The sequence below is a fragment of the Micromonospora sp. NPDC049662 genome, from assembly GCF_040675055.1.
Taxonomy (GTDB): Bacteria; Actinomycetota; Actinomycetes; order Mycobacteriales; family Micromonosporaceae; genus Micromonospora.
The window spans coordinates 46,494-72,315 of the sequence record NZ_JBFAOC010000009.1; the positions used below are offsets into that span (position 1 = coordinate 46,494).

Annotated in this window: 18 protein-coding genes and 1 tRNA gene; 8 read left to right on the plus strand and 11 right to left on the minus strand. The window is 68.4% G+C overall.

The window, feature by feature from the left end; genetic code table 11:
* Positions 1–44 precede the first annotated feature (44 nt).
* Genes AB0J36_RS09690 through AB0J36_RS09705 form a run of 4 tightly spaced genes read left to right on the plus strand, consistent with a single transcriptional unit; the run spans position 45 to position 7,901 of the window.
* Entirely contained in the window at positions 45–1,640 is a 1,596-nt protein-coding gene (locus AB0J36_RS09690) for a hypothetical protein (RefSeq protein ID WP_357392508.1), read from the plus strand.
* Positions 1,637–2,413 carry a hypothetical protein gene (locus AB0J36_RS09695; protein ID WP_357392509.1) on the plus strand — a complete coding sequence of 259 codons (777 nt, stop codon included), beginning with the start codon at positions 1,637–1,639 and terminating at the stop codon, positions 2,411–2,413. The genes AB0J36_RS09690 and AB0J36_RS09695 overlap by 4 nt, the downstream gene beginning before the upstream one ends.
* Entirely contained in the window at positions 2,410–6,852 is a 4,443-nt protein-coding gene (locus AB0J36_RS09700) for a hypothetical protein (protein ID WP_357392510.1), read from the plus strand. Before AB0J36_RS09695 ends, AB0J36_RS09700 begins: the two co-directional genes overlap by 4 nt.
* Positions 6,849–7,901, plus strand: a complete 1,053-nt coding sequence (locus tag AB0J36_RS09705; protein WP_357392511.1) for a Wadjet anti-phage system protein JetD domain-containing protein — start codon at positions 6,849–6,851, stop codon at positions 7,899–7,901. The genes AB0J36_RS09700 and AB0J36_RS09705 overlap by 4 nt, the downstream gene beginning before the upstream one ends.
* 211 nt (positions 7,902–8,112) lie before the next feature.
* On the opposite strand, the gene AB0J36_RS09710 is transcribed toward AB0J36_RS09705, so the two are convergent.
* Positions 8,113–8,763: a hypothetical protein gene (locus AB0J36_RS09710; RefSeq protein ID WP_357392512.1), complete on the minus strand. Its 651-nt coding sequence runs from the start codon at positions 8,761–8,763 to the stop codon at positions 8,113–8,115.
* A 558-nt stretch (positions 8,764–9,321) separates the two neighbouring features.
* Complete coding sequence (locus AB0J36_RS09715; RefSeq protein ID WP_357392513.1) at positions 9,322–10,257, minus strand: replication-relaxation family protein; 936 nt, start codon at positions 10,255–10,257, stop codon at positions 9,322–9,324.
* Between the two features lie 2,197 nt (positions 10,258–12,454).
* Between AB0J36_RS09715 and AB0J36_RS09720 the strand changes: the two genes are divergently transcribed.
* The 4 genes from AB0J36_RS09720 to AB0J36_RS09735 all read left to right on the plus strand — a co-directional run bounded on the left by AB0J36_RS09720 (position 12,455) and on the right by AB0J36_RS09735 (position 17,261).
* Positions 12,455–12,850 carry a DNA-binding protein gene (locus AB0J36_RS09720; RefSeq protein WP_357392514.1) on the plus strand — a complete coding sequence of 132 codons (396 nt, stop codon included), beginning with the start codon at positions 12,455–12,457 and terminating at the stop codon, positions 12,848–12,850.
* 2 nt (positions 12,851–12,852) lie between these two features.
* A complete protein-coding gene (locus AB0J36_RS09725; RefSeq protein WP_357392515.1) occupies positions 12,853–14,331 on the plus strand; it encodes a site-specific integrase in 1,479 nt (492 codons plus the stop codon).
* Between the two features lie 195 nt (positions 14,332–14,526).
* Entirely contained in the window at positions 14,527–15,372 is an 846-nt protein-coding gene (locus tag AB0J36_RS09730; RefSeq protein WP_357392516.1) for a hypothetical protein, read from the plus strand.
* A 572-nt stretch (positions 15,373–15,944) separates the two neighbouring features.
* Positions 15,945–17,261, plus strand: coding sequence for a hypothetical protein (locus tag AB0J36_RS09735; protein WP_357392517.1), 1,317 nt, complete (start codon positions 15,945–15,947; stop codon positions 17,259–17,261).
* A 116-nt stretch (positions 17,262–17,377) separates the two neighbouring features.
* Here AB0J36_RS09735 and AB0J36_RS09740 read toward each other — a convergent pair whose 3' ends face one another.
* The 9 genes from AB0J36_RS09740 to AB0J36_RS09780 all read right to left on the minus strand — a co-directional run bounded on the left by AB0J36_RS09740 (position 17,378) and on the right by AB0J36_RS09780 (position 25,667).
* Positions 17,378–18,022 (minus strand): restriction endonuclease subunit S, encoded by a 645-nt coding sequence (locus AB0J36_RS09740; RefSeq protein ID WP_357392518.1) that lies wholly within the window; start codon positions 18,020–18,022, stop codon positions 17,378–17,380.
* The gene (locus AB0J36_RS09745) at positions 18,010–19,590 is read right to left on the minus strand and encodes an N-6 DNA methylase (RefSeq protein ID WP_363660394.1); all 1,581 of its coding nucleotides are present in this window, start codon (positions 19,588–19,590) and stop codon (positions 18,010–18,012) included. The genes AB0J36_RS09740 and AB0J36_RS09745 overlap by 13 nt, the downstream gene beginning before the upstream one ends.
* Before the next feature lie 133 nt (positions 19,591–19,723).
* The gene (locus tag AB0J36_RS09750; protein WP_357392520.1) at positions 19,724–19,936 is read right to left on the minus strand and encodes a hypothetical protein; all 213 of its coding nucleotides are present in this window, start codon (positions 19,934–19,936) and stop codon (positions 19,724–19,726) included.
* A gap of 816 nt (positions 19,937–20,752) precedes the next feature.
* A tRNA-Lys gene (locus AB0J36_RS09755) sits at positions 20,753–20,827 on the minus strand.
* A 73-nt stretch (positions 20,828–20,900) separates the two neighbouring features.
* On the minus strand, positions 20,901–21,527 hold the full coding sequence (locus AB0J36_RS09760; RefSeq protein WP_357392521.1) for an N-acetyltransferase: 627 nt from the start codon (positions 21,525–21,527) through the stop codon (positions 20,901–20,903).
* 36 nt (positions 21,528–21,563) lie between these two features.
* A complete protein-coding gene (locus AB0J36_RS09765) occupies positions 21,564–22,211 on the minus strand; it encodes a hypothetical protein (RefSeq protein ID WP_357392522.1) in 648 nt (215 codons plus the stop codon).
* 351 nt (positions 22,212–22,562) lie between these two features.
* A complete protein-coding gene (locus AB0J36_RS09770) occupies positions 22,563–23,240 on the minus strand; it encodes a GPP34 family phosphoprotein (protein WP_357392523.1) in 678 nt (225 codons plus the stop codon).
* A 10-nt stretch (positions 23,241–23,250) separates the two neighbouring features.
* Positions 23,251–24,264, minus strand: coding sequence for an acetamidase/formamidase family protein (locus AB0J36_RS09775; RefSeq protein WP_357392524.1), 1,014 nt, complete (start codon positions 24,262–24,264; stop codon positions 23,251–23,253).
* A complete protein-coding gene (locus AB0J36_RS09780; RefSeq protein WP_357392525.1) occupies positions 24,261–25,667 on the minus strand; it encodes an APC family permease in 1,407 nt (468 codons plus the stop codon). The genes AB0J36_RS09775 and AB0J36_RS09780 overlap by 4 nt, the downstream gene beginning before the upstream one ends.
* Positions 25,668–25,822 lie beyond the last annotated feature (155 nt).

Consider the following 25,822-nt stretch of genomic DNA (forward strand, 5'->3'; position numbering starts at 1 on the left):
CGATCGATTACCGTACGAGTGCGGAAGCGCATGGAAGGAGATGAGTGGACGAGCTCTTCGACCTCGCCGGCACCGCCGTGTCCCAGTCACCGGCTTCTGCGGAACTCTCAGTCTTCGACCGCACCTTCCCGGTGCGGGTCGCGGTGCTCATGCGATCCCGCCCGATCACCGAGGCGATCGTCGCCGCGAACCGGCAGGGCTGGCCGGCGGCCACCTACGACGTCGCGACGTTCGCCCTCGCCGCCATTGATCTGGTCATTGCCCAGCAGGGATTCGAGGAGGAAGCCACCTACGACGACGTCGTGGAGGGCCTCACCACGCTCGCCCGCCGTACCGCACCAGAGCGACCCGCATCGGAACACCGCCGCGTCGGCGAGTACACCGTCGACGCTCTCCTGAACCGGGGCGAGCGCGAGGCGCCGTTCACCTACCGGATCAGCGACTTCACCAACGAGGCCCGGGCCCACCAGCAGCGGCAGGTACAGTTCCGGCTGCTGATCGAGCGAGAGGACCCGGTGCGCGGCGACGTCGTCCTCAAGGCCACCCGCGACGCGATCAACGCGCTGGTCGGTGGACTGGAGTTCGACGTCGAAGACGAGCAGGTCGCCAACGAGGTGCTACTGGAACGTCAGCTGGCCAAAGGAGCGTTCGACGCCGCGGAACGCGCCGCGGTCCGAGCTCGGCTGCTGTCGGTCTCGCTCGCCGAGGACCTCCACGAGCTGATCAAGAACACCCGCCGGGATCTGCGTGCCGTCATCCAGGAGTGGGCAACGGTTGTTCCGCAACGCCTGGCCACGGCCCGGGAACACATCGCTGGTCGGGTGGAGGCCGAGCATCGCCTGCTCGCCAAGGTCCGCGAGTCGCTGGAATCCGACGACCAGCAGGTGACCATGGCGGCAGCCAGGATCGCCGCGCTGCTCACCGAATCTTCGCGTCGGCACGACGCGCTGCACCGGCAGGTCATCGCCGCCCGCGGCGTGTTCCTGGAGGAGCAGGATCGGCAGTCGTTCCGGCCACCGGCGCTGGGCCACCTGCCCGACCTCAGCCGGGAGATCCTCACCCCGTTGCTCGGCCTGGACAGCGAGACCGCCCTCCTGGTCACCGACAGGTGGATGTCGGACATAACCGGTCCGCGCCCTCCGAGACTGTCTCGGCTGTACCGGCTGGTCTACGACCTGTGGGCGGTGCGCGACCCCACCGACGACGACCGTGACCTTGACGACGATGATGAGGCGGGAGACCCGGATCCGCCGACGATCGGGCCGGACATCGTGGACGCCGCACGGCGGGTCGTCATCCGGATAGGCCTGCCCGCCCGCCTGTCGGCGCTGCTCGCCGATGCCCTGACCGATCCCGGCCTAGACAGCGGCACCGACCGGCAGCGGGCCGCGGAGATCCTGGCGTTGGCCGCGCTGTGGTGCTTCGCGCCCGAGGAGACCGACACCGAGCACACGGCATCGGTCGACCTGACCGCGCGGATCCTGGGGCCGCGTGCCGTCGCGGACGCCGACGACCTGAAGCTCGATCTGCCGGGATGGGACGGCGACGACCTGATCATCGTTCCGCATCCCGACGCCCTAGCGACCGCCGACCCGCAACCGGTCACCGACGACCCCTGGATACACGCGGAGACGCGATGACGCTGACACAGAACGATCACACCGACATCGGGACCCTCATCGCGTATGCGCTGCAACCCACCCAGCGACCCGGACGCAGCCATGAATACCGTCGGGTGCTCGGCCGGTACCGCACAGAGTCCGACTTCCGCATCGCCGCCGATGCGGTTCTGCACGGGCTGCACGCCCGCGTCCTGTCCGACGGCGACTTCGGACTCGTCCTCGGCGTCAGCCCCGAGTCTCCGTTCGCCTACCGGGTCGGCGACATGCCTCACGCGGCGACCCGGATAGGACGCCTGATGGCCGGCCTCGTCCTGGTCGGCGTGGCCGCCTACGCCTACCCCACCCCGGCCGACCTGGAGGAGGAACGAATTCGCCGCGTGGCGGACGTCGAGTTCGAGCAGTGGATGCGCGCGATGTGCGAACGCCTGCAAGAGCACGACGCCGCTGGCGAGCCAGTCCCCGACGACGGCTTGGACGAGGCCTGGCGGGCCTATCACGAGATGCCGTCCACGCTCGTCGGCGACAAGGGCCGCGGCTCCGGACGGCTGTCGCCAAAATGCACCCTCTACTGGGTTCGCAACGTCCTCGGCTGGCTCGTGGAGCAGGGCATGGCCCGTGCCGACAGCACTGGCGGGACCTGGATGCTCACTGAGCGGTTCCGCGTCCAGGTCAAGGACATGGCCGGTGAACCTGCATACACCTTCCTGGCGGACATCGCCCGACGGCCGCACATTCGGCCGTCGAGCCCCGCTGTCCAGCCGCCCGCCGCAGCCGACGGGGAGCAAGCATGACCTACCATCTGGCCGCATTCCGGCTCCACTCGATCGGGGAGAGATCCGCTCGCTTCACCGACGTCACGCTCGACCTCACCGGCCCGGACGACAGCAGCAGCCACCCCGCCGACTCGGTAGTGTGGCTGCGTAACGGAGGCGGCAAGTCCTCACTACTGTCGCTGTTCTACGCGCTGCTTCTGCCGAGAGCTATCGACTTCATGGGGCGTACGGTGAAACGCAGCCTCACGGACTACGTCGACAGCGGCGACACCGCGCACACCGTCGCGGTGTGGCATCCGGCCGCCTCGGACACGTTGGACGGCTCACCTGACCGCATCCTCGTCACCGGCGTCGTCTACGAGTGGTCCGACCTGCGCCGTCCCGCCGACGCCGACCGGGCCCGCGACCGGCTCGACACGACCTTCTACGCATTTTATGCGGTGCCGGGCGTGCTCGACCTGCACCGCCTCCCCATCCTTGACGCCGCCGGTGAGCCGTGTCGCCGGGCGGGCTATGTCGCCGCTCTGAAGGAATTCGCAGCGACCTACCCGCAGGCCATGGATCTGGTCATCTCCGAGAAGCAACACGAGTGGACGGCCGCGCTGACGAGTCGCGGCCTCGACCCAGCACTGTTTCGCACGCAGAAACAGATGAACCACGTCGAGGGCGGCGTGGAGGACATGTTCCGATTTTCGTCGGCCCGCGAGTTCATCGACCTGCTCATCGATCTCACGGTTGCACCGGAAGATGCGATCGGCGTCGCCGATCGTCTGGCCTCGATCGCATCGCTGCTCGCGACCAAGCCCGCCAAGACGGCCGAGCGTGATTTCTGCCTTGACTCGGCAACGGGCCTGGACCGCATTCACGTCTGCCAGCAGGAGGTCGACGCATCGGCGATCGCCCTCCAGCAAGCCGTTGACGAGGCGGCCAAGCTGTCCGCCGCTTTCGCTGCGACCGTCTTTCAAGCGAAAAATAGGATCGAGGCCCTCGCCGGGCAGCGCGACGGCATCGAGAAGCGCCGCGCCGCGGCGGTGACCGAGGGCGGCGCCGCGTACGAGCTCGTCTACCTGTACGAGGAACGCGCCGCCCAGATGCGACTCCGCGCTGCGGAGGATCAATACAGCAGGGCCGACGGCGTCATCAGGGACACCGCCGGGCTCATCGAAGCATGGGAGGCAGCCGGACATCTGGCAGAGAAGGAAGAGCTGCAAGACGCGCTGGAGCGCACCCGGCGAGAGGCCGGCGAGGAACGCGAGCGCACCGCACCATTGCGGCGCGAGCACGACGAGCACAGCGCTCGCCTGCGAACCCGGCTGCGCACGTTGGCCGAAACCCACGAGGCTGAAGCCGGAACGGCTGCTGAAGCCGCCAGGGCGGCGAAGGCAGACGTCGAGGCGCACCGCGCCGCGGCGAAGGAAGCCGGCCAGCAGGCGCAGGCAGCGGACAGGGCCGCGGCGACCGCGACGGCTCGGCTGGAGTCGCTGGCCACAGATCTACGCGCGGCTATCCGCGACGGCGTGCTTCCGAACGAGCAGACCGACCCTGTCGACCATGACGCCGTTCTCGCCGAACAGCACACCACCCTCACGGGCATCCTTGAAGAGATCCAGGGCCGTCGTGAACATCGCCCGGCGGTGCGACGCGCATTGACTAGCACACTCACGACGCTGACGGGTGAGCAGGTCCGGCTCGACGCGCAGCGCACCCGGCACGCGGAGGAACGTGCCGCTCTTGTCGAACGTGCGTCCAAGCTCGTCGCGCGCGAACGCGTACAGGATCTCACCGAGGCCACCGGCGAGGCCCCCGTGGACGTCTGGGCAGAAGCGGATACCCTGACCCGTCGATTGTCGGACGCGATCGTCGATACCGATGTGGCGCTCATCCGGCTGGAGGCCGAGCGCATCGACGACCAACGCATCCTCGACGTACACGCACGCACCGGGTTGCTACCCACCACCCTCGACGCCGAGCGAGTCCAAGCTGTTCTGGCCGAACACGGCATCATGGCCGAAACCGGCTGGGACCACCTCCGCACCCTGCTACCCGGCACGCGCATGCTGGAGACGGTTACGGACCCGGAGCTCGCGCGCCTCGGCGTCGGTCTCGTCATCCCCACCGCCCAAGCCGACACCGCCGCAACCGCGCTGGCCGGCGTCGACACGGCAACCACAGCGCTCGTCGGCGTCTACACCGCTCAGGCCGCCACCGCAATCGTGGGCTCCAGCTGGACAGGCCCCGGCGGCACTGGCCCGGTGTGGATGGGACTGCATCGAGGCTTGATGGACCCGGCCTGGGCCGAGGGCAACGTTCGCCAGGTCGCCGCCCGTGCCGAGACGTACGATGACCAGCAGTCCCGCCTAACCGAAGCGCGTGAAGCCGACCGGGCGCTGCTCGGCGAGCTCACCCAACTACTCGCCGACTGCCCCACCGGGCACCTCGACAGCCTTTCCGGCCGCATCGAAGACCTCGACAACACCCTCCTCGGCATCGCGGCAGCACTCGAACAAGTTCGCGCTGACCTCGCTGAACTCGACGAGGCGGAGGCCGAGGACACGGCGACGGGGCAGCGGACACAGCGACAGATCTCCGGCATCGAGACGTCCCGCGCCCGCCTGTCCGGCCTGATCCAGAAGATGGGGGCGGCCGCGCAATGGCGCAGCGAACTCGCCGACGCCAAGTCGCGATCGAAGGATGCCCACGACCGGGCCGAGCACCTTACGGAGGAGGCGAACCGTGCCCTCGACCACGCCACCGAGCAGAGCAAGCTAGCCGATACCGAGGGCAAGGCGGCCAGCGCATACCGAAGCGAGGCCGCTGGCCTGACGTTCCTCGACTCCGAGCCGAACCTTCCTGACGATCCGGCGGTGTCTCTTGATGTCCTACGCGCCCGGCGTCAGGAGGCCGCCCGTACCTGGCAGGTCCAGGCTTCCCAGTCGGTGCTCGCCGAGCGGGAACGCAACCTCACCACGGCTTTGGCGACCGAAACACAGGCCCTCGCTGCAGTCACCGCCGAGACCCTGCAACGTGCCGCTGTCCTGATCACCACAGCGGAGGGGCAGACCAAGCCGGCCCGGGCGGCGGCACTGGCCGCCGCCCGAGAGACAAAGGAGGAGGCGGTTGGCCGGAAGGGCCACGCCTCCGGCGACATCGAACGGCACCATGCGACGCTCACCAGAATTCGGGCGCGACGCACCGATCCGCCCAGGCGCGCATTGCCGATTGAGCCAACCACAGCAGAGCAGGCCGACGCTCTGGCGGCTAAGCATGACGAGATCGGCCAAGCGTGCGTCGAAAGGCGAACAACCGCAGAGGGCGAACTCCGCGACGTTGATGCCAAGCAAGGTGAATACCGGAGTCGGGCCACGGCATTCGAGCTGCTCGCAGACGGTCTTCCCGACCCGGCCGACCGGGTCATCGCGCCGTTCGCCGGGCCCGACGACGAGGCTAAGACCCACAAGCAGGCGGCCATGCAAACGCTGCGTGCCGCGGAGAAACGTGCGGGCGACGCGGCGGTCTCCCGGGCGAACGCGGTCGGGGACCTGCGGACAACAGGCAGCAGGTATCCGGGGGTCGCCACACCCGCGAAGGACCGCGTCCTCCACGACAACGAAGACGTGCTGGCGCAGCACGCGGGAAACCTGGCGAAGCAGCTCAGACTGCGCGCGGACATGATCAACGGTGAACTCGCCGACATCGCCAAGGACCAGGCGATCGTGACCGACTCCCTCGCCCGCCTCGTCTCGAACACCCTCGACACCTTGCGCAAGGCCGAACGGTACTCGCGAGTGGCGACGAAGACCGGAGGCTGGGCCGGGAAACAGATGCTCAGAATCTCCTTCGAAGCACCCGCCAGCGGCGCGGACCTCCGCACCTACGTCAACCGCGTCGTGGAACGGCGCATCGCCGACGGCGTCAAACCGGAAGGACTGCCGCTGCTCAAGGATGCCGTCCAGGAGGCAGCCGGAACCCGGGGCTTCACCGTCAAGGTCCTCAAACCCGCCTTGGACCTCGTCCCCACCACCGAGGACATCACCCGGCTCGGCAAATGGTCCGGCGGAGAGAAACTGACCGTCTGCGTCGCGCTCTACTGCACCATCGCCGCGCTGCGCGCCGTGAACGCCGGACGCCGGGATCGCTCGGGCGGTGTCCTGCTGCTCGACAACCCGATCGGCCGTGCCTCACACGGCAGCCTCGTCGGCCTCCAACGAGCGGTCGCCGCCGCACACAAGGTCCAGCTCGTGTACACCACCGGGGTGAAAGACCCCGATGCCGTGTCCCGGTTCCCCAACGTCATCCGGCTGGACAACCGCCCGGGCCGCACCCGGAACCGCCGCTACATCGTCCAGGATGACACGCTCGCCGACACCGACCAGCGACTCATCACCGGCGTCCGCGTCGCACATGACGAATCGTCCAGCGGTGAGGGGAACCATCCCCACACTGAGGCGTCGACATGACGACGACGCTCAATGACGTTATTGTCGCTTACGTCGCAGACCATCCGACAAGCCGCGTACCGGTCGACGGCCTGCTCCGGCATGCCACCGCCGCCGACCCGACGCTCGTCGGCGATCCGACAGCACGGACCCGGCTCGCCGCCGTCCTGGCAAGCCTCGCCGAAGCGGGCGCCGTCGTGCTGCCGAAGGCACGCTCCGGCTGGGACGACCGGACGAGACCGCCCTTGCCGCTCTGGGTGGGCAAAACGACGAAGCCCCGTCGGGCCCGGGCGACACCGGCACGGCGAGTCTGGCCGCAAGCACTCGAAGCAGCCGCCGCGATCGCCACCCGACCGGACGAGTACCAACTCCTCGACAAGATTGCCATCTGGCTGCGAAACAACGCCGACGCCGAACCCGTCCCTCTCGAAGAACGCTCCCTGGAGGTCCTCGACGACGAGAAGGCACTCGCCATCGAGACGACCAAACGACTGTTTACCACCGGGGCCCTGACCCTCGACCTACTTGCCTGCTATCCCACGCCCGTACCCTTCCCCTCCCAGCACGTCCCCGGGGTAGGGCCGACGCGGCTGCTGGTGGCAGAAAACAACGCGACGTTCCACTCGCTCCTGCAGACAGCCCGGCACCTGAATCCCGCCGTGCGCCCCGACCTGCACATCGGGTGGGGCTGCGGCAACCAGTTCCCCACCTCCATTACAGCCGTGACCCTGCTCGACCCGGCGCCAACCGCGTTGTACTACGTAGGCGACCTCGACGCCGCTGGACTGCGCATCGCAGCCAGCGCCGCCGCGACGGCGAACGCGCACAAGTTGCCGCCTCTTCAACCTGCAACCGCGCTCTACGAGTGGCTGCTCGCACACGGCGTTCCTCGCCCAGACAGATCCAACCCCGGCATCATCGACCCCTCCACGCTAGTTGCCTGGGCGCCTGAGCATCTACGTAGCCCGATCTCTCAGTTGCTTCTGGGCCGCGAACGAATTGCTCAGGAAACCCTTGGCCTCCGAGAGCTTCGCACGAATTTAAAACTGCTTGTGGAGGCAGTCGGCTAATGGATGTCTCGTCACTCGCTGATGGCCTCACTCAGTAGCGCGGGAAGGCACGGTCTGGCGTCGCGACCTGTTCTGTCGAACTCGCGTCGTCGTCGGCTTTCCAGCTTGTGCGAGTGGCTGTCCCTCGGCCGGCCTGGGTGGGCCGGCCGAGGGACAGGGGTCTGGTGGTTCAGTGGTTCGACGAGTACTGGTAGTCGCCGTCGCGACAGCTTCATCGTACGGGCGGTCGGGGTCGTAAATGGGGTGCGGAGCGCGTGGCCTGACGTCGTAGATCAGGTTGTTGGGCGGCCGGCTGCTCGGACTTGTGCGGGAGGTCGGTCAGGGCCAAGCGGCGGGTGTCGCCGATCGGCTGCCACACCGGGTTGGCGGGGTGTCCCTGGTAGGGGTTGCTGGTGACGACGGTGAGGTGCCGCAGGGTGCGGCGGTCGAGGTGCCGGCGCAGCTCTTGCTCTCGCTGTGCGTCGGCGGCGTGGAACAACAGCGTCGCCAGGCCGGTCCGCTCGGCGAGCCGCCGGTAGTGGTGGACGCGGTCAGCCAGGGCGCTGGTGTGGATGTATCCGGGGCCGGGCCTGTACCAGAAGGCGTGTCGGTTGCGGTCGTGGATGTACTCGCCGTGCCAGACATTGTGCCGCGAGGTGGTGATCAGTGCGCAGGTGCGTGGTGACCACCAGGTCCGCAGATCGGTGCCGGGTTGGGTGCGGGCTCGGGTGGTCAGGTCGACGAAGAAGCCGTTGGCCCGCAGCAGAGCGGGCAGGCGCGGGTGCTCGCGCAGCCGGTCGCGGGCCCGGTAGACCCGTGCCGGCGTGACACGGCCAGTATCGCCGAGTGGGTGAGCTGGGCGCCGAGCGGGCCCGTGCACCACCAGGTGTCGCCGGTGTCGGCGATGGCGGTGCTCAGGAGGCGGTCGATCCAGCCGCGGCGGGCGAGGATCGTCAGGCGCCGGGCGGACGATGCCGGGTCGGTGGCGAAACCGAGCGCGGTGAGGTGGGTGGTGGTCAGGGTGCGGTGCTCGGCGAGCATCTCGACGGCCCACCAGTCGCGGAGGCGGAGGCGGTGGGATTCGGTGAGGGCCAGCTCCGCCGAGATGGGTCGGGTGGACGGGACGGGACGGTGGGTGGTAGGTGGTCAACATGACCGGTACCCCCGAGGTCGTGCCGCCAATCGGCGGCAGCGGTGGGACGGATGCCCCGGGCGACGGCGTCGGAGCGGTCGCCCGGGTGGCATCACGTCCGCCGCGGCGCTGCGCGGCGGGGGTGATTGCGGGGGCTGCGGTGTCGCTCGGCGGCTCCGTGTGCGGATCGCGGCACAGGCGTGAACACCGGCGGAGTCGCAAGGTGTGGCGACGTCGGAGACAGGGCTCGACGCGGCGTACGTCGCAGGTCCTGCCGTCGACCGACGTTCGGGCGCGGCGGTCTGTTGTTCAGCCTTGCGGCGGCCCGGCCTTCCGGCGCGGGGCGAAGGGATGGCCGAACGCGTCGGGCCCATGGTCGGGGTGTTGCAGGAAGGGCAGCGCGTCGGCGAGGTCGGCCAGAGTGAGCAGGCCGTGATGGCCGTGCAGTTGCCACAGCGGTCCGGCGGGGCCGATGGCGGCCCGGGCGGCATGGTCGCGGCTGGCGGTGACCACGGGCGCGAACAGGGTCTGCTCTGCCAGTCGCTGGTGCAGGTGGTGGGCGCGCTCGGCGGAGTGCAGCCACAGCAGCACCGGCCACTGCGGCCCTCCCCAGCGGGCCATCTGGTGGTAGTCGTCGAGTTTGCGGACGAGCTCGGTCAGAGGTTCGGTGCCGGTGTCGTACTCGAGGAAGAACGGCACCTGCCGGTTGCCGGCCGTCCAGATGCCGTGGCCGTCGGGATGGACCGGGGCGGGACTGACCTGGAGTGCGACGTGAGAGTCGGCGTTGGCGAAGACACCGAGGTCGGCGCACCGCGCCTCCGGCCACCACCGCCGCAGTTGATGGTCGGGGTGAGTGCGGGCGTGACCGGCGAGGTCCGTGAAGAACTGGTTGACGCCGAGCCGGTGGTCCAGGATGCGGGCGACGGTCCAGCGGCGGCGTCGGGCCTTGGTCTGGCTGGGCCGTGGCGGTGGCTGGTCACGGTCCACGGCGACGAGTTCCGCGCCGAGTTGGTCCAGGACCCAGTGGTACGGGTAGGAGCCGCCGTCGGTCCTCAGCGGCCGGAACCGGTCGATGACGCCGACATCGTGGAGCCGGCGCAGCCGGCGTTGGGCGAAGTCCAGCGACGGGAACAGGGCGTAGGCGACCTGCGGCGTGGTCAACACGCCGTGGTCGGCCAGCCAGCCGAGCAGGACGTGGTCGCGGGCGGTCAGCATCGACTGGGCACGAAGGAGTTGATCGGACATGGTTGGTGGCTCCTGCGCGGGTGAGGGAGAGACCGGAAGGTCTCTCTGAGCTGGGACGGATCTGATCACTGGCGGCGTGTGCTGCGATGTGAGCGGAACCGGGGGTCCGTTGCGGGGTCAGGTTCAAGGACGACCCCGCAACGGAGGCGGGCACTGACGCCGCAACTGACCTTGGCACGGTTCACCGGGCCGTTGATTTCTGCGAGGGCCGGCCGAGAAGTGGCAAACGGCCGGAGGCGTGTGAAAGACGAGCTGGCCGCTCGATCCCCCGCGAGTCCAGCGGGTACCGGGTTCCGTCGACGGGGGCCCCGTTCCCTCGGCCAGGCTGGCGACAGCGGGACAGTCCCGCCGTCGGTGGCACACTCCCGCCGCCCGCGGACCCCGAATTACGCCATCCCCGGCGATGCGTCATCTGGCCGTTAGCCCCGGCGCCGCCGCGACGGGCCAGCGAATGACGCGATGACACCAGGTCCGCAGGTCACTTCCTACCCGGCCCGCGAAGCGGCCAGGTCGATGGTCGCGCCCAGTGAGGAAGCGGATCTGCGAGCCGGTACCGCGCCCGGACGACCGCTTGGGCGGTATGGCCACCGGTCGGCGCGGCCGGATAGACGGGCCCACGTCGTCCGGGGCAGCCGGCACGACGTACGCCCGATCGGGGGCCGCACTGCGCTTGCACTCATATAACCACCGTTTGTGTGCGCTGGCGAACGCCTGTCCGACTCACACCCGCTCACAGCGCTGCGCCGCTCCGCGTCGACCGACGGCCAGCTCACGTTCCTACGGGGGCCCTGACCAGGGCTGTGAGTGCGTGCGGCCCCGGCGCGAGAGCGCGAGACGAGGCGCTTTCCGGAGCCCTACACCCTGGCACCCACAGCGACTCACAGCCACTCACAAAGACTCACAGCGGCTCACAGCGACCCGACTCCCGTGCCGCCGAAGATGAGCCGTCCCTGGCCACGGGGACCAACGCGGACAACTTCGCTGTCAACGGGCAGGTGGGACGTACCCGCTGGCGCTTCGCGGCATGAGCCACGTGGAAGCGACCCGGGTCTCGGCCACGGTGACGCCGCCTGGCACCCGGGGACCTCATGCAGCGCCTCATTCACGCCAGGCGCCGTCGCACCTTTGGGAGATGCGGGAGGCCAACTCCGACGCCCAGCCCGGTGCCGCGCCGCCATACGATGTCAACGACGTCCTTCGATTGACAGTTTGTCCGCCGCGGCGTGGCGCGGCCACAGGCAAGTGGCAGAGCCGCCGACAGTGACACCGCGTCGTGTGTCCGGACACGCACGCCGACCGCAGGCGCCATCCATCCACACTCGGCAATTGACATCGCGTTCGTAGGTGTTGTTCGAAACTGGTGGATCGTGTCAACGTGTGCCGCAAGACGATGTCCGAGCGGTGGCATGTGTCATCGACGCCAGTCGTTGACATTTTGTCCGGCGCGGTCGCTGAGCAGGGCATTGACAGTCGGGATGTGCGCGCGACACGGGTCTTCGTTGACTTCCGCTTGGCCACGGGGCGCACCTGCGCCAGCGGCACCGGTGTGACGCCACTGCGCCGGCGCGGGCAGAACGACCGAAGGCCCGCCGGCAGTGGCGCGCACCTCGCGGTGTCACGTGTCCGCCAGCAACCGTTGACATCGATGAACATGAGTCATTGCGCCCGCCGCGGCCACGGTCGTGTGACACGTTCACGCGGCCGCCGGCATGTCATCGGGCGCGACATCAGGGGTCACTTCCGACCGCGAGGCGCCCGCTAGGAAATCGATTTTTCATCGCTGTTCGTGCGCCTCGGGCGGGCGGGTTGGCACCAGGTGCGGTGCGTGGCGCGGACCAGAGTCAGCGGTTGAACGGCGGCTCTGTGAGTCGCTGTGAGCGGCTGTGAGTGAGGCAGGCGTTCGCCAGAGCACACAAACGCGGGTTTACAAGTGTCAGGCACGACTCGCCCGGCGCGGTCGACATCAACGTGTACGAGCACCACTCGGGCCACGCGGCACCTGTCCAGCCCGTTAACCCGTACCGCCTTCGTCCGTGTCGTGAGCACTTGGCTTGCTCAACGATCCGCCGACGCCCGGGCCACGGCGTGGGTGCCGCCGACATCTCCGCGCCGATGGCTACTGCCGGATCGGCCAGCCGCCCGCGCCCGGCGAAACCGTCGACGCTCCTGTCTTGATCACCGGAAGGACCACCGCACGATGAGCACCCCTGACCAGCAACCCATCCCCGCGACTCCTACCCGCCCAGCCGGCGACGGCTCCCACGACACCTGGACCACGCAGCGGATCCGCGCCCTGGGCACGGTCACCGACCTGGGCACCGCCGCCCGAATCTTCGGGCTGTCCCGATCCGTCGCCTACGACCTGGCCAAACGCGACCGGTTCCCCGTCCCGGTGCTGCGGTTCGGCACCCGCTACCGCGTACCGGTCGCGGCCATCCTCACCGCCCTGCACCTACCCACCGCCGACGACCCGGGGTCCTCGACCGGACCGCCCGACGACGACTTGACCACCGGCGGAAGTCACGCGTCGATCACCCCGTACCGAATCCGCAGCCCCCGGCTGCCGCACACCCCGACCGAAGGGAACACCTGACCATGGCGGAAGGATCCGTCTTCAAACGCTGCTCCTGCCGCGACAGCGACGGGCGCAAACTCGGCAACCGCTGCCCGCAGCTGCGCCGGCCCAGCGGGGCGTGGAGCCCCGCCCACGGCCGGTGGGCCTACCAACTCGAACTGCCCGCCCACCCCGGCAAGTCGCGCCGGCAACTACGCCGCAGCACCTTCGACACCCGCGACGCCGCCACCGCCGACCGCGACCACGCCAAAGCCCTGCTCGCCCTCGCCAGCGACGACCCGGCCGTCGCCGCCGAGATCGCCGACCTGCTCCTCACCGTCGCCTCCGGAGCCCCGCTACCGGACCGCGACACCATCGCCCGCCGCGTCCGCGCCGGCCTACCGGCCACCGTCACCACCACCGTCGGCGAATACCTGCAGTCGTGGCTGGCGTCGCGCCGCAACCTGCGCAGCGTCCAACCCAACACGATGCTCGCTTACGAGTCGCACATCCGCACCCACCTGGTCCCGCACCTCGGCGCCATCCCGCTGGTCAAACTGCGGGTGGAGCACATCGAGGCCATGTTCACCGCCATCGCCGACCGCAGCACCGCCATCGAGGTCGCCCGCCAGAGCGACGACCCCGCCGTCCGCGCCAGCGTCCGCGGCCTGCGCACCACCCGGCCGGCCAGCATGCACCGCATCCGTGCCACCCTGCGTAAGGCACTGAATGACGCCATCCGTCGCGGCAACAACCGGCTCATCGACTTCAACCCCGCCGCCCACATCGAACTGCCCTCCGGCGTACGGCCCAAGGCCCGTGTCTGGACCGCCAACGCCGTCCAACGGTGGCGCGACACCGGCGAGCGACCCAGCCCCGTCATGGTCTGGACACCGCAACAGGCCGGCGCGTTCCTCGACCACGCCGAAGAACACGACATCGCCCTCTACCCGCTGTTCACCCTGATCCTGCACCGGGGCCTGCGCCGAGGCGAAGCCGTCGGACTCACCGACACCGCCGTCGACCTCGACAACAGCCTGATCAGCGTCACCCAACAGATGGCCACCCACGGCTACACACCCGTCATCAAGAAGGTCAAGTCCGAGTCCGGCAACCGGATCATGGCCCTGGCCAGCGTCACCCGCACCGTGCTGCGCGCCCACCACGCCCGCCGCGCCAAGTGGAAACTCGCCGCTGGCCACGCCTGGCCCGACACCGGACTGTTCTTCGTCCAACCCGACGGGCAACCCTGGCACCCCAACACCGTCACCGACCGCTTCGAAAACCTCGTCCGCGACGCCGACCTACCACCCATCCGACTCCACGACCTCCGGCACTGCGCCGCCACCTACCTCAAAGCCGCCGGCGCAGACCTCAAAGACATCCAGGAACTGCTCGGCCACTCCTCCGCCGCCATGACCGACGTCTACACCTCTGTCATCGCCGAACTCGACGTCGAACGCGCCAAGGCCGAAGCCGCCGCGAAGCTGCTCCCCCGCCAGCGGAAACGGGCCGCGTAGACGGACAACATTCGCCAGACGGGTGGCAGCCCGAGGGTTGCCACCCCCGCCGTCGAGCACTACTCCGTTCGCTGCACGACTACCGCCGTGGACGCGAGCGGCGGACGGAGCACAGACGGCCCGCCACTTCAGTGGCCCGCGCGCCCAGCCGTCCCTGAACCGGCGGCGACTCGCCGGCAGGCGGCGGTAGACATCGTGGCCCGACTACCCGCCGAACGCCCCGACGCGATCCTGATCGAGGTCGGCTGCCCTGCCGGCCTGTCACCCCATGCACCTACAAGGACCAACACCGACGACAACTCCCGGAGAAACACCATGACCAGCAATTGGCAGGAATTCCAAGAACGGCAGGCCGCTGCCTTCGCAGCGGTACACGAAGCCCTCATTGACCACACCATCGAGATCCGGACCGCCGGCCAGCTCGCGAAACTGATGCAGCGGCTGCCCGCCGACACTCCGATCACCATCGCCAACAGCACTCGCATGGATCCGCGCCCGCCGACGGACCCCACACAGCGGCGCACCATCACCACGGCCCAAGCGATACCCCTTGATCATCAGGACAAGCCCGTCGAGGTCGACAACGGCGACGAAGTATGCGAGTCCATAGCCGTCACCCCGGCGGTTGAACTGGCCGCGGTGATCGTCGCTCACGACGCACCCGGCGTACCAGCGATGGTCGTCCCGGCACCCGCCTACGAACGTGCCGTTGACGCCTTCCGCAGCGGTGAACCGTGCGTGGCACTCGACGCCCAGGTCGAACTACTGAACTGGATGGCCAGCACGCTAGGAACCACGCACTCCGACGAAGAAGACGAGGTCGACGGCGTCCGGACGTGGATCGACGATGCTGACCTACTCGCCGCGCTTGGCGTAGAAGGCGGACGCCTACAACAGGCGGCTGTCCGACTCGCGGCACTACGCGCCCGCGTCGCCGATTACGAGATCGTCGCCGATGTCACCTTCGACGCCGAGGACATTGTCCGACGCGCTGCCAAGAACCCGCCACCCGACGAAGAGGGGCGTTCTCCAACGACGTGACCACGCCCGGCTGTATCGAAGCGATCTCCGCGCCCATCGGGGCTCGATTCTCGGCATGGCAGGAACTTGCGGCTGAGAGAGCCGGGGCCACAACCAGCGTCGAGATCAAGGCCGCTGATCTTCGAAGACCTTGATCCAGGCCTGCTCGCCTCGTGCCAGGCGACCGTACGCGAGCGGACACCACCGGGCTCGGTCGCTTCGCCGACGACGCCGAGTTGTTGCGACGGGCCGGCGTCACGTGAGTGAAGAGCAACCCACCACGGCCGGCCTGCTCGCCCTTGGCGTCCATCCACGGCAACCCAGTCGGTGCGCTCGGAAAAGCCACCCGCGGCAGACGGGAAGGCCATGATCGATCTCCGCCCGAGGTAGCGGTTCGGCGCCAGTGGGCACGCTGAGACGCGAACTCCGAGGAGTGCCAGCACGATCGGGTGCCTCGCGGCGATGCGCCGCGAGGCACTCGTTCGTGGGATGTCGATAGCCACACGGGGTGTCTCACGCGATCTTGATCGAGAGGGGAATAGCCTGAGTCATCAATGTCGCACGGAAGGCCGCTGGCGGTGACAGGACGGGCGTTGATCACCAAGGCCGCATTGCGCAAGTTGCCGGCCAAGGCAGACGACGGAACTCCGTACTGCATGCACTGTCGCAGGTACGGTGAGCTCCATCGGATGGTCGCCAGCGGCGTCACGAAGTATCTCCAGTGCGAAGCGTGGTCCGTGCCGACATACACGGAGTCGGACCGGCTGACTCACGAACAGATGATGGCCGGCGAACCGTGTCCCGGTTGCGGCGAGGAACTCATCTCGCTCGGTGAGTCGCCCTCGTGGATCGGCAAGGGCACGATGTATCTGAGCGTCGAGGAGCAGGCCGCCCGTACGGCTGCGGAGGAAGCCTTCAAGCAGCGGCACCCCTACTGCCACGCCGGGCTATGGAGTATGGCGGGTAGCGCGGTCAGCCATTGCGGACGATGCTGCCCACCGCCTCCGATGAGCCCCGACCAGATCCGCCGAATCTCGGAGATCCTTCAGGGCAGTGCGGAGGAACGGGTACGAAAGGCGCGGCGCGAAGGCACAACGTACGAGCACCACGAGTCGGAGCGGCGGCTGCCTGGCCGAGCCCGGCCCGTCGCTGTGGTGCTACGCGAATACAACGAACGCCGCGCCGAGTCCCTGGCAGCCGTGAAGAGAGAAGACCGGACATTGATACGGTCGTCGTTTCCGGATGCGGAGCTGATGTTCCGGTGGCGGATGCAGCTCGGCTGCGGCGACATCGTCGAGATCCTGACGCTTGGAGACGAGCGGCCACTGACGGACATGACATGGTCGTGGGGCGGTAGCCCGCTGCGTAAAGGGGCTTACACCTGCACCACTCACCGGACCCCCGAGACGCCGTACCAGGCGGTGAGCCGCTATCTGACACGGTCAACGCTAGATCTCAAAGGCGACAAGGTCCTGCGGCGCGAACCTGAGACGGTCGGCTACTGGGCCGTGGAGCTGGAATGCGGACACCTCGACCACCAGATCACGCCGCTGAATTGGAAGCCAGCGGACGGCCATCGGCAGACGGAACCGAACGATCCCGACGCTGTCGCGCAGCGCAAGGCTCGGATGGAGCAGATCAAAGAGCATCTCGGCGTAGCCGAGTACACGCAGGCCATCCGCCGGATCGAGCAGGGTCACCTCGAGCCGGACCCGATGACGACATGCTGGACCTGCCAATACGAGCGACCCATCGTCGCCTTCCAGCGAGTGGGTTGGCTGGTGCCACCGACTACCGTCAAGGGCAGATCAGGAGCGGACGCAGCGGTCGCTCCGCGGCGGACCCGTGTACAGCTGGAGAAGCGCTTAGCCGACCTCGAAGCGGAGATCGCCCGCCTGAAGCAGCAGTAGTCCAGGCCCCGCAGCCCTTGATCCCGCCCGGAGTCACCCTCCTGCCGCGGGATCATCCGGGTCGACCGCGACGACCGGCGCCTGCACAACGTGATCAATCGTGAGTGATCCCTGAGCTACACCCGAAACGTCATCTCGTTCGCGACCATCTGCGGGACCACCTGTTTGTACAACTGCCGGGTCAACCCCGCGACCCTTTCGTGGGCTTCGATCTTGTTCCGGAACGCCTGCGCCACCTCGGCGATCTCCCGCTGGATGTCCATCGGGGGCAGGGCGGTGGGCAGGTTTCTGAGACTGCTCTGGGTCAGGCTGGGCTGGACTCCCTGTTTGACCTGCTGACCAAGGAATTCCAGGACCGTCGGGTGCATCAGGTAGCAGTGGAGATAGAACGGTAGGAGGACCCCTCTCGCGCGCTCCGTGACCTGGATCCGGATCGTGGATCCGCCCATGAGCATCCCGGCTTCCCGTTCCCCGATGATGACGTGATTGACCCTTCCACTGAGCCGGGCCAGCAGAACGTCGCCGACGGCGAGTTCGTAGCGGCGGCTCAGCCTCCGCACCGCCTCCGGGCTGATCCTGGTTTTCGGAGTGTCGGACACCCGGCCGTCGCTGATGTCGACGGTGTTGATGACCGCGATGCCTTCGGCGTCGCGGTCGCCGGCGTTGAGGTCGGAGCCGCTGGGGCCGCCGTGGATGAGGCAGAGGTCGCCGAGGCGACGGTGCGTCCAGTTGTCGGGGGTGGGACTGATCAGGGGTTCCATGGCTGCAACCGATCGAGTAGGTGATCCAGGTCGAGGTCGGCGGCAACGGCAGCGTCGTCGAGCTGGCGGAGTTCGGCACGGAGCGCGCTGAGGCTCGACGACCGGCTCGTCACGTCCGGGGCCGGGGGGCGGAGATGGGTCGATGGTGTGAGGTCGTGGTTGTGCTCGCGGAGACGTTCGAGGGTGACGGAGACCGCGGCGAGGTTGCCGATCGGTTGAATCGGACCCCCTCCGGCCTCGGACCATGCGCGGTAGAGATCGACGATGTGCCGGCTACCGGCGTTGGACAGGATCCGGTGGGTCCTGCCCGCGGGTTCGGTGGCCTTCTTCGCGTCGATGAGCAGGACCTCGTAGTCCGGACGCTGCTGGGGGCGGCCGAGGACCCAGAGGCTGAGCGGGCTGGCCGTCTCCCGGAACATCTGTTTCGGGAGTTCGATGATGCACCGGACCACGCCTTGTTCGACCATCGCGGCGCGGATCTGCCGGTTCTTGCTGGTGGCGACGGAGGTGGTGCTGCTGGGCATCACCGCGACGGCTCGTCCTGCCGGTGCCAGTGAGGCCGCGATCAGTTGCAGCCAGGCGAAGTGTGCGTTGTGGCGGGGCGGCTCACCGTACGGCCAACCGGAAGACGCAATCTCCGTTGCGGACCGCCAGTCGGCCATCGTGAACGGGGGGTTCGTCAGGACGACGTCATAGGGGCCGCCGCTGACGTCGACGACCTTGAGGTCGTCGGGCGGCTGCCCGCCGAGGTCGAGTGGGTAGCCGTGAACGGCGGTGTTCATGACAGCCAGGCGCCATGCCCGGGAGGCCAGGGCATGACCGCTGACGTTGTGTACCAGCGACCGGTCTGCTCCGTTGTCGCGTTGGTGGTCCAGTACGGCGGCGACGATTTCGCCGGAGCCGCAGCACGGGTTGTACACCCGGTCTTCTGGTCCTGGATCAGCGAGCAGCACCATGAGGCGAGCCACGCCGTGCGGGGTGAGGTATTCGTCGTCGCTGGACTTACGGGCTTGCGCGAACCGATCGAGCAGGTGGTCGAAGGCCGCGGCGGCCGTCAACCGGCGGCCGGCCCTTTCCTGTGGCGCACTCGTACCAGGTTGGACCCAGCGTTGCAGAACCTTGACGCCGGCACGGAAGCGAGCCTGCCACCACCCGTCTCGGACGATCCTGTCCAACAGTTCCGGACGGATGCCGTCGGCTGTCGGCAGGGCGGACCACACGCGGGCAAAGAGGTCTGGACTGTAGGTGTCCGCGATGCGGGCCCACTGCTTCGGGGCGATCGCTTGGACGCAGACGAGCGCCATGATCAATTCCTGGAACATCGTGCGGTCCTGGCTCTCCGTGAAGCCAGGCTCGAGGCTTTTCCACAGGTCGGCCTTGATGGCCTCGGCGAACATGTCGGGTGCCACCTTTACGTCGGAGTGGACATCGGCCAAGCCGACGGTGAGACGAAAGCGCCGGCCGTAGGTGACACCGGCCGTCTCGCCCTCTCGCCGCTCATCGCGCTGGATCTTGCGGCTGTCGAGCCACTCGGCCACTTCCTCGGCGGCGAAGAGGTCAGCGGGCACGGTCCTGACCGGGTCGGGGAAGTCCGGGTGCCGCCGCATCCAGTTGCTCACCGCCGCCCCATGCACACCGGCCGCCTGGGCGATCTCCAGCCTGGTCACCAGCCGCCGTTCGCCGGCGCCGTCGGCAGCATGATCAAGTGTCATCGTCCGCCCCCTTGCACCCTTCCCTGAAGGCACGAATCAGCCGTTCTAGCCGAACCGTCCGACCGTCACTCACGATCACCCAACCGAGAAACCCGACGGCCAGCACCACGATCACCGGGACGGCGATCCCCGGATCGATTAGTCCTGCCATGTCCGCCAGCCCGGCAACCACGCCCGTTTTCTCCCCTGATGCGGCTCTCATGACGTCGACGGTAAGCCGCACACCACGCGCGAGTCACACGCGTAGCGAGCATACGACTTGTTTCGTTACTCGACGGCACGTAGCTGTCGACGCGTTTGAGCCGGCCGAGTGCTTCCTGCCCCTCGGGCAGCAGGAGGCGCTTCGACGCGTCGGCGGTGAGTTCACGTTGGGTTGCCGCAGTGAGGTCTTCGCGCAGGCGAAAGCACCAGTCGTCGTATCGCTCGGCGGGATCCACGACCTCGCTCAGGGTCGCAGCGAGGGTGACGTTGGCGCGGAAACGGCCCAGGTCACCAGCGCAGGTCGTGGTCGTCGGCGCGCAGAATGACGGTGCCGCCTGGGTAAACCACCGACAAGTGTTTGCCACGCTTGCACGCTGAGCCACTCGGCGGGTGAGTTCCGCGGGGTGGTTTCGGGGTACTCGTTGGAGCGCAGAGCTGCGTACGGCTGATCTTACAAAGGTCGCTGTTCAAGATCGAGGATGCGATGCGGCACACGCAGTGCGCGTCGCCCAGAAAGGCTCTGCCGCGCTGCTTCCCCCTCCTCGCGCTGCGCGGCTGCGGTACGGGTCGGCTTGATTCCAATTTGCTGCGGCACGCTTACCGGCACTCGTGTAGATCAGGCGAGCCTGCCCACGCGGACACGCTCCACGCGGCAGTTGAACTCCATGGGGCAGGGTCAGTGGTTGCGCTCGATGGAAACCGATGGCCTAAGCGATCTCGCTGCCGCGCGACGAGCCCGTCGCGGTGGACGCGGCGACACCCGCTACCTCCACCGGCGACGGCAGCGAATCGGATCCCGTTCGCGCAATGCCAAACCTGGTGGGCCGCCTGGGACTCGAACCCAGAACCTAAGGATTAAAAGTCCTCAGCTCTGCCATTGAGCTAACGGCCCGCTGCGCTTCAGGCTACCCGACCACCTGGCGCCGGGTTGATGTCCGCCCCCGGTCCAGACGAACGATGCTGATCTACGCCCGCCGTGACGAGTGAGCGGCGATACCCTCCCGCCGATCGCCGTCTGCCTCGGGGTTGCGGCGCATCGGGTGCAGGGTTGGACCGTCCGGCAGGATGATCGGGGGACGGGGTGTGTAGCCGTGCCGGCTGTAGAGGTCACTGGTCGAGGTGGTGCTGGTCCAGGACGGCAGGCCTACGTGGTCGAGGCGGCTGCGGTGGTGGGCGAGCATGGCGGTGCCGTAGCCGGCACCTGTGCTGTTGGGCCTTACCGCGAGAAACGCCAGCTCGTAGTGGGGCTCGGTGGGTCGCTCCGCTGCGAGCAGCCGATCGAGAATGTCGAAACGGCTGGTGTGCGGGCCGGCCGCGTCGGCCAGCCGCATCTGATAGTGCGCTGGTGGCGGGATGCTGCGGTAACGGTGGAAGCCGACAGTGGCGGCGTCGTCGGTGAGGTGGATGTCGCCGTAGAACATGGCGTGTTCGACCCAGATGCCGAGGACGTCGGTAAGGATCCGGCGGCGTGGGCCTGGGTCGGGGATCAGCCATGTGGCGAGAGGGCTTGGATGCAGTGCGTCGGCGATCAGCGCAGCGACGTGGTCTTTGTCCGCCCACCGGGCGGCGCGGACACGCGTTACAGCGTCCATGGCGAGAAATCCCCTCGATCTTGTCGGTCGCGCAGGTCAGGAGTTGCCGCTGCTGCTGGCACGGGTGTGGACGAGGAACAGGTGGTAGTCGTCGACCAGGGGGCCGGTCCGGTCGCTGCCAGGTGGCGGTGTGAGCGCGGTTCTTTCGTAGGCGAGTAGTTCGCCGGTGGTGGGGTTGAGGATCAGCAGGAAGCGGATGTCGTCGGAGGTGGCGCTGACGCCGACGCCGGTTCGGCCCGCCCGGTCGGTCACCGAGCCGTGGTACGCGATGCCGGGGGTGTCGCGCAGGACGGTGAAGACCGCCCTGCGGGCTGCTTGGTTGGGAGTACGCCAGCCGAGCAGGCTGACGAGGCCGCGAATGACGGCGGTGGGTCCGAGGAATCGGGGCTGGACGGCGTCGATGTGCGCGTTGAGCGCCGCCGGGTCGACAGCGATCGGGCCGATGGGTCCGTCCAGCTCGCCGGGCTTGTAGGTGCTGTCGTCGGTGGGCTGGTTGCCGCCGGGGTAGCGGCTGCGGATGACGCGTCCGGAGGCATCGTCGGCACGCCAGCGCTGCTCCTCGAACAGCACGATCCGCGTGGTGGTGCTGTTGCCGGCGATCGTGGTGTCCGTGGCCCATTGCTGCAGGTGGACGTAGGCGAACCGGCCCGGAATCGCATCGCAGCCGGACGGCCCAACCGTCACCGCTTCCAGTGCCTGCCGCGCAGGGGTCGACTCCGGCAGATGCGTCGGTGATGGGTCGAGTTTCTGCTGTGCGCGTGCCTCGAGCTGTGCCGCGGTCAGGGCGGCAGGTGACAGACACGGCGACACAGCTGACCGGGACGCGGCAGTGGTGGAGGGCGAGGGTGTGGATTGGGCTGGCCCGGCGGCGCCCGTCCAGTTCGGGATAGCTGTGGCGGTGGCGAGGAGGCCGAGCGCGCAGGCGGCGGCAGTGACCTTCGCGGCTCGCCGACCCAGCGGGTGGGGCGTCTCGGTCGCGGGTCGCACGTGGGGCAGGTTGTTCACGGTCAGCTTTCTCGAGGGGGTGAATTGGGGCTAGCGGTAGGCGGCCGTAGCGAGGTCACCCACGGCGGCGTCCACGGCGGCGGTGATGTCGCGTACCGGCTCGTAGTGCTGCCCCGCGATGGCCTTCAAGCGAGCCGTCAGGGTGGTGATGTCGTCGTCGAGGTAGAGGTGGCTGGTTAGGCCGAGATCGGCGACGAGGCCGGCGAGAGCGGCGGTGTGGTTGTCGGGTTGTTCGCGGCCAGCCGCGAGGTAGCGCAGGCGGGAACGGGCGATGACGGCCCATTTGCTGTCGGTGGCGAGGTAGGTGTCGGCGCGTATGAGGCCGCCGAGGCGCCGTCGGGTGTGGTGGCGCAGGATTCCGCCGGCGACGAGTCCGGCGCGGGTGCGGTCGTAGAGGTCGTCGGAGAACCCGCGCAGCCACCCCCGCAGGGGCGGGTGGGTGTGGCGGATGGTGGCGGTCGCGGCGTCGGCGATCAGGTCCCCGACTGGCCGGTCGACGTGCGGGTGTATCCGTTGGTGGCTGGCCGGGCGGGTGTCGTCGTTCGGGTCGAGGGTCACCCGCCCGGCCAGGTACAGGTCGATCAGGACCGCGCCCGCGAGGCCGAGGGCGAGGGTTTGCCGGTGCACGTGGGGGTGTCCGGTGTCGTCGTCGTGGCCGAGGAGGAACAGCTCGTCGCGCAGCGGCAGGCGCGGGATCGACGCAGTCATTCGAAGGCTCCTACCGCAGCCCAGCGGTGAGCCGCCGCAGCCGCTCGTGCGCCCCGCCATACGCGGGGCCGGGGGCGGGGAGCAGGGTTTTGTCGATGGCGGCGAGGACGGTGTAGTTGGCGTCGCACACATTGCCGATCGGCGCCCGCCCCGCCTGCGACACGAGCTGGTAGGCGTCCAGGGTTTCCAGGCCGGTCAGGGCACTGGCCCAGCCGACGAGATCGTGCTGGGCGATGCGGTAGGCGTCCTCCAGGGGCCTCGCGCAACCGATCGCCAGGATGTCCCGGTCGGTCTCCAACCGCGGCCACTGTGTGCTCACGCCCTTGATGACGTCGATGGCGAGGGTGGTGCTCATGGCGATCTCCACGCCGACGCCGCAAGCCTCACCCTCGCCCTGGCGGGCGTGCCCGTCGCCGAGGGCCAGCATCGCCCCGTGGACGTTCACCCCCAGGTAGAGGGTGGTGCCGGCGCGCAGGTGCGGGGTGTCGAGGTTCCCGCCGTGTGTGTCGGGCACGAGTGTGGAGCGGGCTTCGAAACCGCCGGGGGCGACACCGATCGTGCCGATCATCGGGTCCAGCGGCAGGTCAACGCTGTGGTCGCTGCGGGTGGCCTCGAACCGGACGGTCCCGGCCTGCCGGTCGATGCCGTACACCCACACCCGCTCCTCCAGCGGAGGCTGCAGGGTGGCGGTGTGGGCGGTGGATGTCAGCGCCCCGAAGTGTGGAAACGTCGAGGACACACCCCAGTCCCGGGTCGGGGTGATGGCGGCGAGGTGGACGGCGAGGGTGTCGCCGGGCTCAGCGTCCTCGACGAAGAACGGCCCCGACGCCGGATTGAGGTACGGCATGCGACACACCTGCGACGGCAGGTCCGCCGGCCCCCGAACGAGACCACCAAAGCAGTCCTCCGTCACGACGGTGAACACGTCACCGCCGCGCACGTGCGCCACCGGCATCCGACCGCCGAAGGTGTACGCCAGCTCGTCCCGAGCCGGCCGGTAGGTGAACCTGTCCATGCCGGTCACACCCGCTCCACATGACGCGCCTGCGGCTGCGCGGGCGCCAACCCCGAGAGGGCAGGGCGGCGGCCGGACAGGTACAGGCCAGCCAGAACGACCATCCCGAGGGCGAGCCACGCCAGGCCAAGACGCTGCGCGGCGATGTTGGCGTTGACCACCACCCACACCAAAATCGCGAAGCCAATGGCGGGCATGACCAGGTGCGCCCACCAGTTCCCGCTGCGCTCCCGGACGAGGTGATGCACCACCACGGAGACGTGCAGGACCAGGAACGCGACCATCGCCCCGAAGTTGATCAGCGACGACAGCAGCGTGATCCCATCCGAGCGGGTGGCCATGTACAGACCCAATGCCAGGGACACCGCGCCGGTGAGCAGCGTCGCGTTGATCGGCACGTTGCGCCGGATCGACACCTTCGCCAGGAACGCCGGCAGCTGCCGGTCCCGGGCCATCGCGTACAGCAGCCGAGAGGTCGCGACTTGCGCGACCATCGAGTTCGGCAATCCCCACGCAATCGCCGTGGCCACCGCGCACACCGTCGCCAACCAACCCCCACCAGCCGCTGCGGCGGCGTCGTAGAAGGCAGTGCCGTTTGGATCGCCCTCCCCAAGAAGACTGCCGGGGTCGGGGACGAGCATCGCGGCCAGCCACGTCTGCGCGATGAACAGCACCCCGGCCAGGACCAAGACGGCCGCCATCGCGCGGCCGATTTGACGGGAACCACCCTTGGTCTCCTCGGCCAGCATGCTGATCCCGTCGAAGCCAAGAAAGGACAAGACCGCGAGCGACACCGCCCCCGCCACCAGAGACCAGGTGAACGTGTCGGAGTTGTAGAACGCCTCCCAACTGAACCGGCCCTTCCCGGTCGCGAGAGCCCAGCCCGCGACGGCCAAGAAGACCGCCAAGACGATCAACTCGCCGACCAGCATCACCCGGGTAACCACTGCGGTCATCCGGATCCCCACCGAGTTGACGACCGTGTTGACCGCGACGAACCCGAGCAGCCACAACCAAACCGGCACCGCCGGGACGGTGGCGTGCATCGCTACCGACGCCACCAGGTACAGCAGACCCGGCACGAGGACGTAGTCGAGCAGGATCACCCAGCCGGCGAGGAAACCGACCGGCGGGCTGATGCCTCGGCCGGCGTAGTTGTAGACGCTGCCCGACATCGGGAACGCCTTGACCATCTGCGCGTAGGAGAACGCGGTGAACACCAACGCCACCACGCCGATCGCGTACGCCAAGGCCACCATCCCGCCCGAGCCGGCGTAGACGCTGCCGAAGATCGCCATCGGCGCGATCGGCACCATGTACACCAAGCCGTAGGCAAGGAGATCCCGGAACCGCAGTTGGCGGCTCAGCTCCTGTCGATATCCATATCGTGACAGCTCATTCTGGAGACTCATTAGACTCCTCAAATAGTCGACGCCTGGCTGATCTCACGACTTCGCAGCTGGCCCGTCAGGAAGGGCATCTGCCCGTCGACCCGAATCGCCGCCAACAGTTCGCCTGGCGCCCGGACGGGTATCTCAACAACGAGAATTGCGCACCGGGCCAGACG